The 15,211-nt window shown below is 61.2% G+C and carries 14 protein-coding genes; 5 read left to right on the top strand and 9 right to left on the bottom strand.

The features are described from left to right. Positions 1-85 precede the first annotated feature (85 nt). Together RNA01_RS03745 and metF are read left to right on the top strand one after the other, a co-directional pair. Complete coding sequence (locus tag RNA01_RS03745) at positions 86-1,105, top strand: ArsR/SmtB family transcription factor (RefSeq protein WP_147178626.1); 1,020 nt, start codon at positions 86-88, stop codon at positions 1,103-1,105. After that, complete coding sequence (gene metF / locus RNA01_RS03740; RefSeq protein WP_147178625.1) at positions 1,095-2,009, top strand: methylenetetrahydrofolate reductase [NAD(P)H]; 915 nt, start codon at positions 1,095-1,097, stop codon at positions 2,007-2,009. Before RNA01_RS03745 ends, metF begins: the two co-directional genes overlap by 11 nt. A 452-nt stretch (positions 2,010-2,461) precedes the next feature. On the opposite strand, the gene RNA01_RS03735 is transcribed toward metF, so the two are convergent. The 5 genes from RNA01_RS03735 to RNA01_RS03715 form a co-directional block, all read right to left on the bottom strand. Next, complete coding sequence (locus RNA01_RS03735) at positions 2,462-3,379, bottom strand: DMT family transporter (RefSeq protein ID WP_147178624.1); 918 nt, start codon at positions 3,377-3,379, stop codon at positions 2,462-2,464. A gap of 180 nt (positions 3,380-3,559) precedes the next feature. Next, positions 3,560-4,744 carry a lytic murein transglycosylase gene (locus tag RNA01_RS03730; RefSeq protein WP_147178623.1) on the bottom strand — a complete coding sequence of 395 codons (1,185 nt, stop codon included), beginning with the start codon at positions 4,742-4,744 and terminating at the stop codon, positions 3,560-3,562. A gap of 215 nt (positions 4,745-4,959) precedes the next feature. After that, positions 4,960-5,745, bottom strand: a complete 786-nt coding sequence (locus tag RNA01_RS03725; protein WP_147178622.1) for a glycoside hydrolase family 25 protein — start codon at positions 5,743-5,745, stop codon at positions 4,960-4,962. A 133-nt stretch (positions 5,746-5,878) separates the two neighbouring features. Further along, on the bottom strand, positions 5,879-6,541 hold the full coding sequence (locus tag RNA01_RS03720) for a class I SAM-dependent methyltransferase (RefSeq protein WP_147178621.1): 663 nt from the start codon (positions 6,539-6,541) through the stop codon (positions 5,879-5,881). Next, positions 6,541-7,788 carry a BtaA family protein gene (locus RNA01_RS03715; RefSeq protein ID WP_147178620.1) on the bottom strand — a complete coding sequence of 416 codons (1,248 nt, stop codon included), beginning with the start codon at positions 7,786-7,788 and terminating at the stop codon, positions 6,541-6,543. Before RNA01_RS03715 ends, RNA01_RS03720 begins: the two co-directional genes overlap by 1 nt. A gap of 231 nt (positions 7,789-8,019) precedes the next feature. Here RNA01_RS03715 and RNA01_RS03710 point away from each other — a divergent pair, with 231 nt between their 5' ends. After that, positions 8,020-9,393: a serine hydrolase domain-containing protein gene (locus RNA01_RS03710; protein WP_147178619.1), complete on the top strand. Its 1,374-nt coding sequence runs from the start codon at positions 8,020-8,022 to the stop codon at positions 9,391-9,393. Between the two features lie 47 nt (positions 9,394-9,440). Here RNA01_RS03710 and RNA01_RS03705 read toward each other — a convergent pair whose 3' ends face one another. The 4 genes from RNA01_RS03705 to RNA01_RS03690 all read right to left on the bottom strand — a co-directional run bounded on the left by RNA01_RS03705 (position 9,441) and on the right by RNA01_RS03690 (position 13,376). After that, positions 9,441-10,400 (bottom strand): lytic transglycosylase domain-containing protein, encoded by a 960-nt coding sequence (locus RNA01_RS03705; protein ID WP_147178618.1) that lies wholly within the window; start codon positions 10,398-10,400, stop codon positions 9,441-9,443. Between the two features lie 106 nt (positions 10,401-10,506). Beyond that, a complete protein-coding gene (locus tag RNA01_RS03700; RefSeq protein ID WP_170253345.1) occupies positions 10,507-11,142 on the bottom strand; it encodes a LysE family translocator in 636 nt (211 codons plus the stop codon). A gap of 49 nt (positions 11,143-11,191) precedes the next feature. Further along, positions 11,192-12,406 carry a pyrophosphate--fructose-6-phosphate 1-phosphotransferase gene (locus RNA01_RS03695; protein WP_147178616.1) on the bottom strand — a complete coding sequence of 405 codons (1,215 nt, stop codon included), beginning with the start codon at positions 12,404-12,406 and terminating at the stop codon, positions 11,192-11,194. Between the two features lie 94 nt (positions 12,407-12,500). Further along, the gene (locus tag RNA01_RS03690) at positions 12,501-13,376 is read right to left on the bottom strand and encodes a DMT family transporter (RefSeq protein WP_147178615.1); all 876 of its coding nucleotides are present in this window, start codon (positions 13,374-13,376) and stop codon (positions 12,501-12,503) included. Between the two features lie 212 nt (positions 13,377-13,588). Between RNA01_RS03690 and RNA01_RS03685 the strand changes: the two genes are divergently transcribed. Both RNA01_RS03685 and RNA01_RS03680 read left to right on the top strand, forming a co-directional pair. Continuing rightward, entirely contained in the window at positions 13,589-14,326 is a 738-nt protein-coding gene (locus tag RNA01_RS03685) for a J domain-containing protein (protein WP_147178614.1), read from the top strand. Then, positions 14,323-15,084 carry an N-acetylmuramoyl-L-alanine amidase gene (locus tag RNA01_RS03680; RefSeq protein WP_147178613.1) on the top strand — a complete coding sequence of 254 codons (762 nt, stop codon included), beginning with the start codon at positions 14,323-14,325 and terminating at the stop codon, positions 15,082-15,084. Before RNA01_RS03685 ends, RNA01_RS03680 begins: the two co-directional genes overlap by 4 nt. Positions 15,085-15,211 lie beyond the last annotated feature (127 nt).

Raw genomic sequence — 15,211 nt, 5'->3', positions numbered from 1 at the left:
CGGCGAATGATTTGCTCTTGCATAGATGGCTCAATTGACATAAAGACATCTTTATATCTTGATTGGGTTTGCTATGGCTGACGGCATGAAATTTGGAGTCGATGCACTGGTGGAGCTGCTCAAGGCGGCGGGTGAACCGACGCGCCTTCGACTCCTGGCGCTGCTTGCTGCCGGCGATCTGACTGTGACGGACCTCACCGACATCCTTGGACAGTCGCAGCCACGTATTTCCCGCCACTTGAAGCTACTCACCGAGGCCGGTCTGATCGACCGCTATCAAGAGGGGGCATGGGCCTATTTTCGTCTGAAGCGGGACGGTGACGCTGCGGGGCTCGTCAATACTCTGCTGGCTGCCACGAACGAGAACGATGCCGTGCTCCTGCGCGACAGCGAGCGTCTGGCTGCGGTGAAGCGTGCTCGTGCCGAACGCGCGCAGGAGTATTTCAAGCGCAATGCGTCTGAATGGGACGAACTGCGCCGCCTGCATGTCGATGACACCGCCGTCGAGACCAAGCTGCTTGAACTGGTTGGTCCGAAGGTGGTCGATGCTTTGCTCGATCTCGGCACCGGCACCGGCCGTATTCTCCAGCTTTTGCAGAACAGCTATCGCCGTGCCACCGGCATCGACGCCAGCCGCGACATGCTGGCCGTGGCGCGCGCCAATCTGGACAAGGCGGGCGTGCTCAAAGCCTCGGTCCGCCACGGCGACATTCTTAATCTGCCGCTCGATGCCAACGAGTACGACGTCGTCATTATCCATCAGGTGCTGCACTTCCTCGTCCAGCCTGAACTGGCTCTGGCCGAGGCGAGCCGCATGCTGAAGCCGGGCGGTCGGCTGGTGATCATCGATCTCGCCCCGCACGCCCTCGAATATCTGCGCGACGAGCACGCTCATGTGCGGCTGGGCTTTTCGCGCCAGACCATGGCCGAGTGGCTGGCCAAATACGGTCTGACAGTCGAGCAGACTGTCGACCTGCCGCCGGACGATGCGGCGAGCAAAGGATTGACGGTGACCATCTGGTTGGCCCGCCAGGGCGGCGAGATTACCGCGGAGCAGATCAGCGATACGAGTGTAGTGAAGGGGGAGCAGGAAAATGGCGACTGAGGAGCAAGAGAGCGTGACTACCAGGCGCCTGCGCTTTTCCTTCGAGTTCTTTCCGCCGAAGTCGGAAGATATGGCCGACCAGCTATGGAAGACGGTCGAGGCGTTGTCGCTGTGGACCCCGGATTTCGTGTCCGTCACCTATGGCGCGGGCGGTACGACCCGCGAGCCGACTCTCTCGACCGTGAAGAGGCTCATTAGCGAGACGGCGCTGCCGACCGCGTCGCACCTGACCTGTGTCGGGGCGACGAAGGATGAGGTGCGGCAAGTGGTCGAGCAGTTCCGCTCTGTGGGCGTCAAGCATTTCGTCGCATTGCGCGGCGATCCGCAAGGGGGCATGGGGAGTGCTTATCAACCCTATCCGGGCGGCTATTCCAATGCGGCAGAACTGGTCGCTGGTCTGCGGGAGATGGGTGGTTTCGAGATTTCCGTTTCGGCCTATCCGGAAAAACACCCCGAAAGCCCCGACGTCGCGGCTGACATCGATATGCTGAAGCGCAAGGTCGACAATGGCGCCTGCCGGGCGCTCACCCAGTTCTTCTTCGACAATGATGTTTTCGAGCGCTACCTCGAGCGGGTCAGGGCCGCCGGGATTTCCGTCCCGATCGTTCCCGGCATCATGCCGATCCAGAACCTCACCCAGCTCAAGCGTTTCGCTTCGATGTGCGGCGCGACCATACCGGGTTTCCTCGATGACCGTTTTGCCGGTCTGGACGACCAGCCGAAGGCCCGCGCCGAGGTTGCTGCGGCGGTCGCTGCCGAACAGATCGAGGATCTTGCGCGACGTGGTATCAGCGATTTCCATCTCTACACGATGAATCGTTCTGCACTCGTGACAGCAACGCTTGGCAATCTGGGTCTGCGCCCTAGGGCTTTGGCGGATGATGGAGCCGGCGCAGCGGCCTGATACAGCGACCATCCATGCAATGAAAAAGGCGCATCTCCAATCGGACGATGCGCCTTTTTTCTTCAAACTGGAAAGCTCTGATGGCTTATTCGGGCCTGATCGCTTGCGGATCCTTCAAGGCCTCTTGTTCAACTCATTTCGGTTAGATGAACAGCATCGTTGCGATAAACACAAACGCCGCACCGACGATCAGGACATTGAGAGAGTTTGTAAGTCCCATATCTGCCTCCTTGTGTTGACTGTTAGATAATATGTCGGATTTGTGTCGCAAGGAAAGCGATTAATGTGCTGCACCGCCGTTGAAGATGGTGGAAAACTTGTCGCACCCCCGTTGATTTGTAGAAAAATCAACCGCTTGCTGAAAATCAGCGGTTGTTAATGTTGTTTAACAAGCGTGATCAAGTGGAGGCTTGGCCGGTCCTGATCAATACATGCCGGCCTCGAGAGGTGGTTCATACCGCGCTGCGTTGTGGCCAGCGAACCCTCCCATCGAGGACGAGCAGCGCGACGGCGATCAAAAGCATGCCGGCCAGATCCGTCAGGGTCAGAGTCTCACCGAGGAACAGTGCGCCAAGCAGGATGGCGCTTGGTGGAACCAGGAGAGTGACGAGGGAAGTGTTGGTCGCGCCGGCAAGGGCCATGATACGAAAAAATAGAATATAGCCGAAGGCAGTGGAAAGGAGGGCGAGCGCCAATATGGCGGCGACGGCATTCAGGGGTGGGAAGGGGATCTGCCAGGACTGATCGACGATGAGTGCGGTCGGCAGCATGATCAGCGCGGATGCCGTCAACTGGCCGGTGGCGGTGACCGGTGCCGGCAGGTCGCGGAACCGTTTGCCGTAAGTCGCGGCGAAGCCGTAGGATATTGCGGCCATGACCGGCAGGATCATCGCCCAAAGCGGTATGTCACTTGCCTGAAAAGCGCTTGGCCCGACCAAAACCGCGGTTCCGGCAAGCCCGAGCAAAGTGCCGCCGAGTTTGGCCGGCGAGAGCTTCTCGTCCGCCGTGAGACGGTTGGCGATCAGCATCGTCCAGATCGGCGTCGTGGCATTGAGGATGGCGGCGAGACCGGCGCCGATCTGAGTCTGGCCAAAGAGGATCAGCGTGTGCGGAATGGCATTATTGATCAGCCCGAGCAGCAGGAAGGGTGCCCAGCGCTGCCGCAACGAGCGATAAAGGTCCATCCGGCCGTGCAGATAGAGGTGTAGCGCCAGGGCTGCGATTGACAGGCGCAGAAAGGCAAGCGTCAGTGGCGGCACATAGGGCACGGCGACCCGGCCGAAGAAAAACGATCCACCCCAGATTAGTCCGAGAAGGGCAAGCAGCGACCAGGTCGTGACGTTCAGGCGTTGCTGTGTGGTGGTTGGCATTCGTGGGCTCCAGCTCGAAGACGTGCAGCGAGACATAAGCGCGGCGTGTTCGGCTGACCACCCGAAAAACGCCACCCGGACAATTCCGACTCTTTCGCAGCGACGGTGCTTGTGGATTCCCTTGATCTGCCTGCGGGCGGCGGCAGAAAGCGCCGCCCGCAGACAAGTGGCGAAGGGGCGTCAGAGCGCGTTGAGAAGCGCTGGAGTGGCCCATCCGTCGGCCGGCATGCCGAGGCGCTGCTGTTCCTTCTGGATCGCGATTCGCGTGCCGGAGCCGAGGATGCCATCGATCTTGCCGACGTCGTGGCCGATGGTATTCAGTTTGGTCTGCAGTGCCTTCATCTCCGCGTCGGCGAGACCCGGCTCCGGATTGCCCTTCTGGTAGGGTGCCGCGCCCATCAGGCGGGTGGCGAAATAGGCGGCCGACGTCGTGTAGATGAACGACTGGTTCCACTCGAGATAGATGTTGAAATTCGGATAGGTGATGAAGGCTGGCCCCTTGCGCCCCTGCGGCAGCACGACGGATGCGGGCAGAGCGCCGAATCGGGTGTCACCGTCGCGTGGCTTGACGCCCAGGGCGAACCAGTCCGATGCCGTCATGGTACTGCCGAGGCCGGTCTTTTCCCAAGGCAGATTTTCCGGCAGGACGACCTCCTGGATCCAGGGTTCGCCGCGGCGGAAGCCGAGATGCTCGATGAACTTCGCCGCGGTCAGAATGGCGTCGGGCGAGCTCTTCTTGACATTGATGTGCCCGTCGCCGTCACCATCGACACCGAAGGCGACGATGTCCTTGGGAAGCATCTGGACCTGGCCGATTTCGCCGGCCCAGGCGCCCGTATTGGTCGCCGGATCGAGGTCGCCGTGCTGGACCATGGTGATCAGGTTGAGGAGCTGCGGACGGAAGAGTTCCGGACGGCGGCAGTCATGGGCCAGCGTGACGAGCGCATTGCGTGTGTTGAAGTCGCCCTGTACCGCGCCAAAGTCGGTCTCCATCGCCCAGAAGGCGGTAATGACGCCGGCCGGTACACCGTATTCGCGCTCCGCACGGGCAAAGGCGTCGGAAAACTGCTTCATCTTCTGACGGCCGATGTCGAGCCGTGACTGGCTGACGGTGCGCTGGGAGAATTCAAGGAAGGTCTGCTTGAATACGCCCTGCGAACGGTCGCGGGAGAGAACCTTCTGGTCGATCTGCGCGCCGGCGAGTGCGGCATTGGCAGCCGCAGCGGAGGCGCCGGCGGAGATCGCCTCAGCCTTCACGCCATCGAGAAAGGCTCCGAGATCGCCTCCACACTGCTGCGCGGAGGCCAGCGAGGAGGTGGCGAGAAGGGCGGTGAGGGCAAGAGCGATGCGGGTGGCGGTCTTCATGAGTCATCCTTGCAAGTTTCGGTGATGTTCCGGCGTGCCACGCGAGGAGATACCCCGAACGTGACGGCGCCGTGAAAGGCTAGATGAAATTCGCCCGGTCGCCTGAGGCGGCCGGGCCGAACCGTATCGAAGCGATATTGGCTGACTTTTTGACGAAAGCGAGGTGGACCTCGGAAAACACGCCAATCCGGTGTGTGCGGGTGTGACACCTTCCGTCAGCGCTTCGAAACGGCCGCGACCCAGTTCTTCCAGTTCTTCTCGGTGCCGGCAAAGACGTTGATGTCCGTCTCGCCCTTGATGCCCGGGACAACGCCGGTCGACGTATATTGCCAGAAGGCCCAGCGGCGCTCCGGATAGATTTCCTCCGGATGCTGGGCGACGGCACGGACCCAGAAATGATAGTTTTGGAAGCTGCCCTGCAGATTGTCGCGATGGAAATCGACCGAGGTATAGATGATCGGCCGTTTGCCGTAATAGGCCTCGATCCTGTCCATGAAGCGCTTCATCTCTGCTCGGACCGTCATAGCGCTCGGGCGATAGTTGCAGGTCTTGGACGAATGGTTCCATTCGACATCGAGCACCGGCGGCAGATGCATGGAGGCTTTCGGCACGTTGCTGATGAACCAGTCGGCCTGTTCGTCCGCGGTAGAGCAGAAATAGTAGAAATGGTAGGGCGCTTGCGGGATGCCGGCGGCTGCGGCCTTGCGCCAGTATTCGTCGAAGCGCGGGTCGACCCTGTCTTTACCCTCGGTCGCCTTGATGAAAGCGAAAGCGACGCCGGACTTGCTCACCTTTACCCAGTCGACATCGCCGTTCCATTTCGATACGTCGATGCCATGTATCTTGTGCTTTTGTGGGGTCTTGCCGTCGAAATCCTGCGGATCCGTGTCCTGGAAGCGCGGCGTCTGGATCGACGCCGTTTCCATCAGGTCATAGCTGGCAGAGGTGCAGCCGCTGAAGGTGAGCGTGATCGGCAGGAGCGAGAGAATAAGCCACCGCATGGAATATCCATAAAAACGAATTCTGGGTTTAAGCCCCTGATGCGGCGCGCGCACAAGTTACAAGAGAGGCGCAAACCTCTTTGTGCGTCCATCATCCTTAATTATCGGTTATTTTCAACTGGCCTTATGCAATTCAGATGCGAATCACCGCATGCCAGGCGTAGCCACGCCCGATCGGCTCGAACTCCAGACTCCCCTTGACCATCTCGGCCTTGGCCCCGAGTACCGCCTGAAGCGTCGCGCGCGGGGTCACGTGGAATCGGGCGAGCCAACCTTGCAGCATGCGGCGTGACCAGCCTGGAAGGCCTTCCTGCTGGCCAAAATCGACGATGTGCAGCGATCCACCGGGTCTCAGGGCCGCAAGCGATGCGTCGATCGCTTTCTCCCAATCGGGGATCATCGAGAGCGCATAGGAGATCATGACGCGGTCAAAACCCTCGACGCCGAACACGGTCGGGGTAAAGGCCGTGGCGTCGGCCACCTCCAGCTTCGGCATGACCGGCATGCCACGAAAATTGGCCCTGGCCGAGACTAGCATCTCCGCGGATATGTCGAGGCCGTGAAGCCGGGCCGTTGGATAGATCCGGTGGGCCAGCAACAGATTGCGGCCAGTGCCGCAGCCGACTTCCAACAGGGAGCCGTCGCGCGGCACATCAAGGCGCGCAATCATCCGGTCGCGGCCGAACAGATAGTATTTCCGCGTCAGGTCGTAGATGTGGCGCTGGTAGCGATACATGCCGTCCATGCGCGCGGCATGGTCGCGGTCGAGCTGCGGCTCGGTCGAACCGAGGGCCATCAGGCCTTCCTTTCGTATATGTGGAAGCCGCCGTAGATCGCCGAGCGGTCACGCTTGTTCAGTTCCTCGGAGCGCCCGGCATGGTAGGTCCACTGGTCAAGCAGCGCGTCGGAGAGACGGCCGTCGAGCACGCTCTTTTCAGCGGCGGTGCGGAAGATGACGCGTGCGTCAGGGGCCGCTGTCCGGGTGATTTCGCCCCATAGGTCGTTGAGTTGCGCGTCATTCATCCAGTCCTGCGCGTCCAGCAGGATGTAGCGATCGACGCTTTCGGCGGGCTTCACCTTCAGAAGCTCGGTGAAGTTTGCGTGGTGGACGGTCACGCGGTCGGCGTTGGCGCGGATCGCCGGATAGTTTTTCTCCTGCAGATAGGTCGGCAGCAAACCCTCGTGCGGCTGCGGATAGCGTCGGACAAAGGCCTGCCAGGCGAAATAGTTTTCCTTCAGCGGAAAGTGGCAGGTCAGCTTTTCCAGCCGATGACGAAGCACCGGGGCGATCGTGCCGCCTCCCGAAAGGCTGGCCAGTTCGTCATATTGCTGTGGTGGAATGCCCAGGCCGAAGAGCGAACTTTTGCGACTGGTCATCCAGCGGACCAGCGGCTTTTCAAACAGCGGCGCAATGCGCGTATCGAAGAAGTGGCGCTGATCGCGCAGGGATTTCGTCTCGACGATCTCGGTCAGATCGACGCCATGCAGGCGCGCCATCAGATGACCCGCGCCGATGAAGCGGCCTAGCAGGCCGGTGCGGCAGAAATTGCCGTCGAAGGCGGCGATCCGGCGTTTGCCGTCGATGCGGCGTCGGTTCCAATAGGCGCGCGTGGAGGCGTCCAGATTGGGGGCGATATAGCGGTCGAAGTTGCGGCTGTTGGTGCGGTTCCTTTCGCCGGCGAACTTACGCACGACCGTTTCGTGATCCGGCAGATGGCGGAAGGCGGCGAGTTTGAGCCGATTCAGGGCAACATGATTGGGATTGAGGTCGACCACGTCGATGTGTGACGGATGGCGGGTGAGGTAGGCGAGCATGTTGCAGCCGCCGGAGCCGATCGTCACGATCGAATGGCCCTCGGCCAGCTCCATGGCTTCCATGTCGACTTCCGGGTCCTCCCAGATCTGCGCATAGACAAGTCCGGAAAACAGCAGTTCAAACAACCTTTCCGACAGGCCGTCGCGGCTCAACGGCTTGTGCTGCAACAGGGCATTCTTCAGCTTGTGGTTCTTGCGAAAGCCGGCATCAGGGGCAACATCGGTCATCTTTGTCAGCCATCCATTGAACGTTGATGGCGTGTAGCCGGGCACTGCTACAGTTTGATGACGCGGCCTGTTCGTACGCGCGCGGGCGTTGGTAGAACCCGGCGAACGGCGCTCAGCCTCCAGCGTGCGGTGGATAAAGCGGTGTGCAGGCGCTAAGGCCCGAGGCTTTCTGGCTTTCGCTTGCCGACAATTTTTGCTTGCATGGCCGGCAGTTCGATGGAGGGGAGCCAAATGCGATTGCTGAGGAAGATACTGAAGGGGCTGGCGCTAGCCGTCGTCGTGGTGCTGGCGGGAGCCAGCGGCTGGCTCCTGATTGCTCCCCCGGACCTGCTGCGCGTTGGCACAGGCTACGCTGCGAAAATGGTCTGTTCCAATGCCTTTCTCGCCGGGCGTGATCCGCAGGAGGTGCTGGCGCTCGACGTTCAGGCGCCCGGCCATCCGTTGCTCCGGCTGGTTGGTGTTGTGGTCGATACGGCCGACCATACGGTGACTGCGCGGATGCTCGGCGTCTTCGCCCCAAGCATCGCTGTCTATCGCGAAGGTCTCGGTTGCGCCAGCGTGCCGGATGGAGACGTAAGGGCGGCGATGGCGGTCGGTGTGCCGACAGTCCCGACTTCATCCCAGGTCGATCCCGCCAGCCCCTGGCCACAAGGGGAGGCGGTTGATGCGGCTGACAGACGAATTGCCGCGCTGCTGGCCGATCCGGCCCTCGTCGGTCCTGGCATGCGTGCTGTTGTCGCTGTTAAGGATGGGCGGATCGTTGGTGAGGTCTATGGGGAGGGGTTCTCCGCCTCGACGCCGCTGCTCGGCTGGTCGATGGCCAAGACGGTCACGGGCGCGATCATCGGTCATCTCGTGGTGGATGGCCGGCTCGGCCTCGACGATGATCGGCTTCTGCCGCAATGGAGTGAGGGGCCGCATGCGGCAATCCGTTTGCGCGATCTGCTGGCGATGGAGAGCGGCCTTGAGTTCAACGAGGACTATGGTGATGTCACCGACGTGACCCGTATGCTCTATCTCGAGCCGGACATGGCGGCTTTCAGTATGGACAAGCCGATCGTGGCTAAGCCGGGCGAGACTTTCAACTATTCCTCCGGCTCAAGCGTTCTCTTGTCGCGGATATGGATGAGCAGGCTCCCTGACAAGGCCGCCGCGCTGGCCTATCCCCGCGCGGCGCTGTTTGACCCGCTCGGCATGAGAAGCGCCGTGCTCGAGGCCGATTCCGTTGGTACTTTCGTTGGCAGTTCCTACCTCTACGCGACCGCGCGGGACTGGGCGCGGTTCGGGCAATTTCTGGTCGAAGACGGTGTGTGGAACGGAAAACGGCTGCTGCCGGAAGGCTTTGTCGCGGCGATACGACGGCCGACCGTCGCTTCCGGTGGACGCTATACGGAGATCCAGGCTTGGGATGTCGGGCCGGGCGACGAGCCGGACGAGCGGTTTGGCCTGAATCCCGATACTTTCTGGCTTCAGGGGCACGACGGACAGGTCGTCGCGGTCATGCCATCCGAGCGGCTGGTCGTGGTGCGCATGGGCCTCACGCCTTCAAAGCTCGGCTATCGGCCGCAAAAACTGGTGAAGGCGCTTGCTGACGCGCTGCGCTGAGCGACCCGTATGGCGAAGCTTTGCGTCACGATCATCGGCAGAGGGGCTTACATGAAGCCGGGCTGGAGTACGTGCAGCATGCCTTTGCGCTTTGCGTCGTAATAGAAACCGCGGGCATAATGGCGCACCGCGCCGTCATGGTCCTTGTCGGCGACGAGCCAGGCGCCCTTCAGGTATTTGATCGCATATTTCAGATTGGTTTCGGCATCGAACAAACCAGACGCCGGGCCTTCGTAACCCATCGATTTGGCTGTCGCGTACTTGATCTGCATCAGCCCGTAATGGCCGTTGTTATAGGCTGTCGGCTTGTAGGTGCTTTCGCGATTGACGACGCGGTGGATCAGGGCTTCCGGCACCTGATAGATCGCGGCGTATTTCTTGATGAGCGCGTTGATGACGGTCGGACCTGAGGTCGCAGGCTGGATCGGGTTGATTCCCGGGACCGGGCGGGGCGAGGTGACGTCGAACTGGCTGTCGAGGGCGGACAGCGATGTGGCGGCGGAAGGGGCGGCATAGGCCAGCGCATCGGTGCCCGGTTTGGCCAGCGGAACAATCGCCTGTTGTGCGGTCACCTCGGCTGGCAGGACTGCGGGGTCGGCCGTATCCGTCGACATTGGCAGCGTCGTCACGGCATTCCCGGATGCAGGCATGGCCGCGGTCTGGATGGCGACGTTCTCCTGGCCAGCGGCCATCGCCATCGCGGCAGGCGTCGCCCCGGATGCTGCAAGCGCGACTGCCTTGAAGGTTGGAATCGGGGCGACGGTGGTTGTTCCAGGAATGATTGGCGCAGGAACGACAGGAGCATTAGGGTCAACAGGGGCCGGAAGTGTGCTTGCCGCAATCGCTGCCTGTTGCTGTTGCTGCGTCTGGACGGCAGTGCCAGCGACCGGATTGGCCTTCAGCTCCTGCTTCGCTGCATCTTCCATGCCGCTGGTGCAGCCGGCCAGGGTGGCAAGGAGGACGGCTGCGAGGCCGAGGTGCAATCCGTGGTCTCTTTTCGCGATCATGCCGATTCTTCCGATTTATCCCAAGGCGACAAGCGAAGCGGGCGCCCTCCATGAACATTCAACTGTCATAATGGATGGGCTAAATTGCGGCAAGCTGACCAGGGTGTCAGGCGGCAATCTTGCGATAGCCCGCAGTCACCGAGCCCGACGCGATCAGCACTGGATGGTGACGCGGGCTGGTTACGCCCTTTGGAATGCGCCGGCGCATATGGCTGTGGATGCGCGGAGCGGCAAGTGCCGCGAGGATCCAGATGGAAACAGCGAGAGCAAGGAACACCCCGACAAGCCACAGCGCATGGTCAAGCGCAGGGGCGGGCAAGGGCATGAATTGTGTCAACACGGCGACGGCGAGAACATAATTCCACCGATCGAGCGCGCTTGCCGCGAAGGCATGGCGCATGATTCGCAGCGGCTTGTCCTCCGGCAGGTTGTCGTTGTCCGCCACGGGCGCACGGCTGCCAGGGCTACGCCAGAGGCGGATCAGCACAAAGAGGAGGTAGGCGGGGCCGACCCAGCGCACCGGATCGAGAATCTCCGGGACAATGTCGTCCAAGACGGTCAGCGCCAGCAGCGCCGCGCCCATGACGACAAGTACACCGAAGATCAACGCGGGTAGCGTGGCCAGCACCGATTTTCGGCCCTGTCCCCGTGCGTAACGCACGACAAGCATTGTCAGGCGGTTCGGCGACGCCAGAAATACCACCGAAACAGCGGCGAAAGCCAGCCAGGTCTCAATTGACATCGGTCCTACTCCTCCACCTGAAGTAGCAAGCCAGCTTTCGCCCGTGGCGTCAATTGGCCGGGTGGAATTTCTGGCCCATGTAGTCCATGACCTCATGGAACCACGGGGTGTTGAGATCGAAGGCCTTTCCGCCCTTGATGCGCGGGAACTCGATCGTGCGCAGCCTGCCGCCCTGGTCCTCGTCATGCCCAGTGACGCCGGACACCTTGTTGAGGCCGCTTTCGACGGCCAGATCGACCATGCTCTGGATCAGGCGCAGATCCTCGTAGTTGGCCGGGGCGGAGCGGGCATAATAGCCCGACTTCTGCACCATCGAACGGTCAGCCTTCAAAAGCTTGGCAAAGTGCTTCTGGAACCAGCTGCCGACATTGATCGTGTCGATTTTCACATGGCCGAAGGCGTCGCGCTTGACTTCCTCGCCGGCGGCTTCCCGGTCGGCGACGATTTCCTGGAGGCAGGCGCCTTCCGAGACGAAAAGCGTCACGTAGCCGCTCTTGTCCATGATTTCCTTCAGTCGATCGGCCTCGGCTTCGAGGTCGAAATGGGTTTCCGGCAGGTAGAGGCCGTCGATGTTCTTGAGTTCGGTGTTCATCATCAAGCCCTCGACATATTCATTGTTGCGAGTGCGGTTGATGTAGGCGCGAGCGGTTGCGGCGGTCAGCCAGCCGCAATGGCGGCCCATGACTTCATGGATGACCAGCGTGCGCGGTGCGGCGCTCTGCTCGTTGGAGACGTGGTCGAAGAAGCGGGCGCCGACTTCGGCGGCCGTCCAGGCACCGAGGGTCTGCTTGATCGGCACAACGTCATTGTCGACGGTTTTCGGCAGGCCGACGACGGTCAGGTTGTAACCGTTGGCGCCAAGGTAGGCTGCAAGGTCAGCCGCTGTCGTGTTGGTATCGTCGCCACCAATAGTATGGAGGATGGTGACCCCGTCCTCGGCCAGGCGCTCGGCTGCAATCCGCAGCGGATTGTCGCCTTCCTTCGTCAGACCGCGCTTGGCGCAGTCGGCGGCATTGGTCAGCTTGACACGGCTGTTGCCAATCGGGGAGCCGCCGTAGCGGTGCAGGAGGTGGGCCTTCTCGCGCATCTCCTTGGTGATCTCGATGCTATCGCCGAGCAGCACGCCCTGATAGCCGGAGCGATAGGCTATCATTTCGATCTCGGGCGCGATGTCGGTATAGCGCTCGATCAGTCCGCCAACAGCGGACGAAAGGCAGGGCGCCAGGCCTCCGGCGGTCAACATTGCAACTTTCTGTTTGGCCATCGATCCTCCTTCGGCACCGCCTCGGGCACCGTTGTCATTCAGCTTTTCCGGGCGAATGGATGCGACAGTCGGAGGAGGGTGTAAAGCGAAAAGTTCAGGAAATACGGGCCTTTCGCCCCAGCCACACAACGAATGCCACGGCAACGGCGAATATAATCGTTTCAATGCCGATATGTTCGCCGAGCAGGATTGTGGAAAAGAGAAGCGTGACGAAAGTCTGCATCAACTGGATTTGCGCGACGCGTGAAATCCCGCCGATCGCCAGCCCGGCATTCCAGAAGACGAAGCCGCCGAACATCGACAGCAGGCCGTGATAGGCGAGGGCGCCGATCGCCGCATGGCTCGGGGATGTCACCCCGATTGAGAAGGTCAGTGCCGCGCCGGTGAGTGACAGGGGCATCATGATGACCAGGGCCCAGGAAATGACCTCCCGGCCCGACAGCCGGCGTGTGAGCCGGGCGGAGAGCACGTAGCCGAGCGAAGCGGAGATGACGGAGGCGACAAGCCACAGATCGCCGCTCCCGATCTGAAAGCCGCTCTGGCGGGCGGAGAAGGCGACCACCAGCGCCGCTCCGGCGATGCCGCAGAACCAGAATAACGGGCTCGGCCGTTCGCCGTCGACGATGATGGCGAAGATGGAGGTCAAGAGGGGCAGCAGGCCGAGCACAACCCCGCCATGGGCGGCCGGCAGGCTCTGCATGGCGATGGAGGAGAAGATCGGAAAGCCGAAGACAAGACAGAGGCCAGCCAGGAAAAGAGCCGGAAAGGCGCCTTTGGGCCAGCGCTTGCCGAGCGCGAACAGAGTCATTCCGGCTACGGCCGAGGCGATGACCGCGCGCCCGAAGGTGATGAACAGCGGGGAGAATCCGGTGAGCGCGATCCGCGTCATCGGCAGGGTGAGCCCGAAGATGGTGACGCCGATAGCGCCGAGAATGAGCCCGAGCGCGGGTGAGGAGATTGCCGGTTTCATGCGGGCTCCGCTGGGAGTAAGGGCGCCGGTGGTCGCATGAGCGACAGGAATAGTCCAAATCAATCCGAGAGATGGCCGATGGGCGCCGATGCCGCCGGTATGGTCATTCCCCTTGCGGATTCAGCATTTCGCAACCGAAGGTGAAGAAAGTTTAATGTCGCAGGAGGCCGGCTCGGCTTGCTTTTCGCAGCGATATTTGGTCAAGCTCTTTCATGATTTTCGATTTCGCCTGCGAACAGATTTCGTCGTTGTGGGATCGTCTGCTGGGCGCTATCGGCGATGCGGCGGGCAGTGTCCTGTCGGGTATGGTCGAGGCGGTGCGCACCGTCTTCGAAGGTGACCCGGAAACGCGGCGTCGTGTTTCTTTTTCCGTGGCAATCATCGCTCTCTCCGCCAAGATGGCGAAGGCGGACGGTGTGGTGACCACGGCTGAGGTCGATGCCTTCCGCAGCATTTTCGATTTTCCTGAAGCCGAGGCGAAAAACGTTGCTCGCCTCTATAACCTCGCGCGCCAGGATGTCGCCGGTTTCGAAGCCTATGCCGAGAAGCTTGCCAGGCTATGCCGCACTTGCGACAGTTACTGTCCGGTGCTGGAAGACATCATTGATGCGCTGTTCCACATCGCCAAGGCCGACGGTCTGGTGCATGAGAAGGAAATGGACTTCCTGTCGCGTATCGCGGAGATCTTCGGCATATCCGAGGAGCGTTTCCAGGCGATCATCGAGCGGCACGTCCATCTGGACGGCGATCCCTACGGGGTACTGGGCGTTCAGCGCTCCGATGATTTCGCCACGATCCGCAAGCGCTATCGCGCGCTTGCGGCAGAGCATCATCCAGACCGGCTGCACGCCCGTGGCGTGCCGTCGGAATTCCATGCGGTCGCTCATCACCGTATGGCCAAGCTTAATGCCGCTTATTCGGCGATCGAGAAAGAGCGCCGCGCCGCATGAAGCCATTCATCGCCGATTTCGCCGGCGCCGACGTCCGGCCATCGCCCAATCATGGCGAGCGCGTCGGCGGATGTCGGCCCGACATGATAATTCTGCACTATACCGGAATGGCCGAGCATGACGGCGCGCTCGCCTGGCTTTGCAATCCGGAGAGTCAGGTCTCAAGTCACTATTTCGTTCACGAGGATGGTCGCGTCGTTCAGATGGTGCCGGAGGAGCGGCGCGCCTGGCATGCGGGAAAGAGCTTCTGGGCGGGCGAGAACGACATCAATTCCCGTTCAATCGGTATCGAGATCGCTAATGCGGGCCATCCGGCCGGATTGCCGGTTTTTCCTGATCGGCAGATCGAAGCGGTCATCGAATTGTGTCGCGATTGCGGCCGCAGGCTCGAAATCGCTCCGGAACGGGTGTTGGCGCACTCCGATGTGGCTCCGATCCGCAAGGTCGATCCGGGTGAAAATTTCCCTTGGGGACGGCTCCATTCGGCGGGCGTCGGCCATTGGGTCGAGCCAGTGCCGGTGCAGGGAGGGCGGTTCTTTCACAAGGGCGACCATGGTCAGCCGGTAGAAGCCCTGCAGTCGATGTTGTCGCTCTACGGCTACGATGTTGATATTACCGGAGAATATTCCGAAAAAACCGAGGGAGCCGTGGCGGCTTTCCAGCGTCATTTTCGCCCTGAGCGGGTCGATGGGATCGCCGACATGTCGACCATCGAGACCCTGCATCGCCTGCTATCAACGCTGCCGCGATACGCCTGAAATCAGGGGGCAAAGCGATCGCCTTTTGGGCGGCCGCTATAACGCGCGAAACCGCAATTTGTTGCATTGCCACATCAATTCCCAATTTCACGGCTCTAAAGAACCCACTGAACGGCGGCACAACAGC

It is taken from the genome of Paenirhizobium naphthalenivorans (assembly GCF_007992095.1).
In the GTDB taxonomy this organism is placed as follows: domain Bacteria; phylum Pseudomonadota; class Alphaproteobacteria; order Rhizobiales; family Rhizobiaceae; genus Allorhizobium; species Allorhizobium naphthalenivorans.
Note: the sequence above shows the minus strand (reverse complement) of the source record. Positions and strands in the feature narration are given on the sequence as shown.

Excerpts from the sequence above, each read along its gene's own strand:
- RNA01_RS03745 (WP_147178626.1), top strand. The coding sequence starts at position 86 with ATGAAATTTGGAGTCGATGCACTGGTGGAGCTGCTCAAGGCGGCGGGT.
- metF (WP_147178625.1), top strand. The coding sequence starts at position 1,095 with ATGGCGACTGAGGAGCAAGAGAGCGTGACTACCAGGCGCCTGCGCTTT.
- RNA01_RS03735 (WP_147178624.1), bottom strand. The coding sequence starts at position 3,379 with ATGCCAACCACCACACAGCAACGCCTGAACGTCACGACCTGGTCGCTG.
- RNA01_RS03730 (WP_147178623.1), bottom strand. The coding sequence starts at position 4,744 with ATGAAGACCGCCACCCGCATCGCTCTTGCCCTCACCGCCCTTCTCGCC.
- RNA01_RS03725 (WP_147178622.1), bottom strand. The coding sequence starts at position 5,745 with ATGCGGTGGCTTATTCTCTCGCTCCTGCCGATCACGCTCACCTTCAGC.
- RNA01_RS03720 (WP_147178621.1), bottom strand. The coding sequence starts at position 6,541 with ATGGCCCTCGGTTCGACCGAGCCGCAGCTCGACCGCGACCATGCCGCG.
- RNA01_RS03715 (WP_147178620.1), bottom strand. The coding sequence starts at position 7,788 with ATGACCGATGTTGCCCCTGATGCCGGCTTTCGCAAGAACCACAAGCTG.
- RNA01_RS03710 (WP_147178619.1), top strand. The coding sequence starts at position 8,020 with ATGCGATTGCTGAGGAAGATACTGAAGGGGCTGGCGCTAGCCGTCGTC.
- RNA01_RS03705 (WP_147178618.1), bottom strand. The coding sequence starts at position 10,400 with ATGATCGCGAAAAGAGACCACGGATTGCACCTCGGCCTCGCAGCCGTC.
- RNA01_RS03700 (WP_170253345.1), bottom strand. The coding sequence starts at position 11,142 with ATGTCAATTGAGACCTGGCTGGCTTTCGCCGCTGTTTCGGTGGTATTT.
- RNA01_RS03695 (WP_147178616.1), bottom strand. The coding sequence starts at position 12,406 with ATGGCCAAACAGAAAGTTGCAATGTTGACCGCCGGAGGCCTGGCGCCC.
- RNA01_RS03690 (WP_147178615.1), bottom strand. The coding sequence starts at position 13,376 with ATGAAACCGGCAATCTCCTCACCCGCGCTCGGGCTCATTCTCGGCGCT.
- RNA01_RS03685 (WP_147178614.1), top strand. The coding sequence starts at position 13,589 with ATGATTTTCGATTTCGCCTGCGAACAGATTTCGTCGTTGTGGGATCGT.
- RNA01_RS03680 (WP_147178613.1), top strand. The coding sequence starts at position 14,323 with ATGAAGCCATTCATCGCCGATTTCGCCGGCGCCGACGTCCGGCCATCG.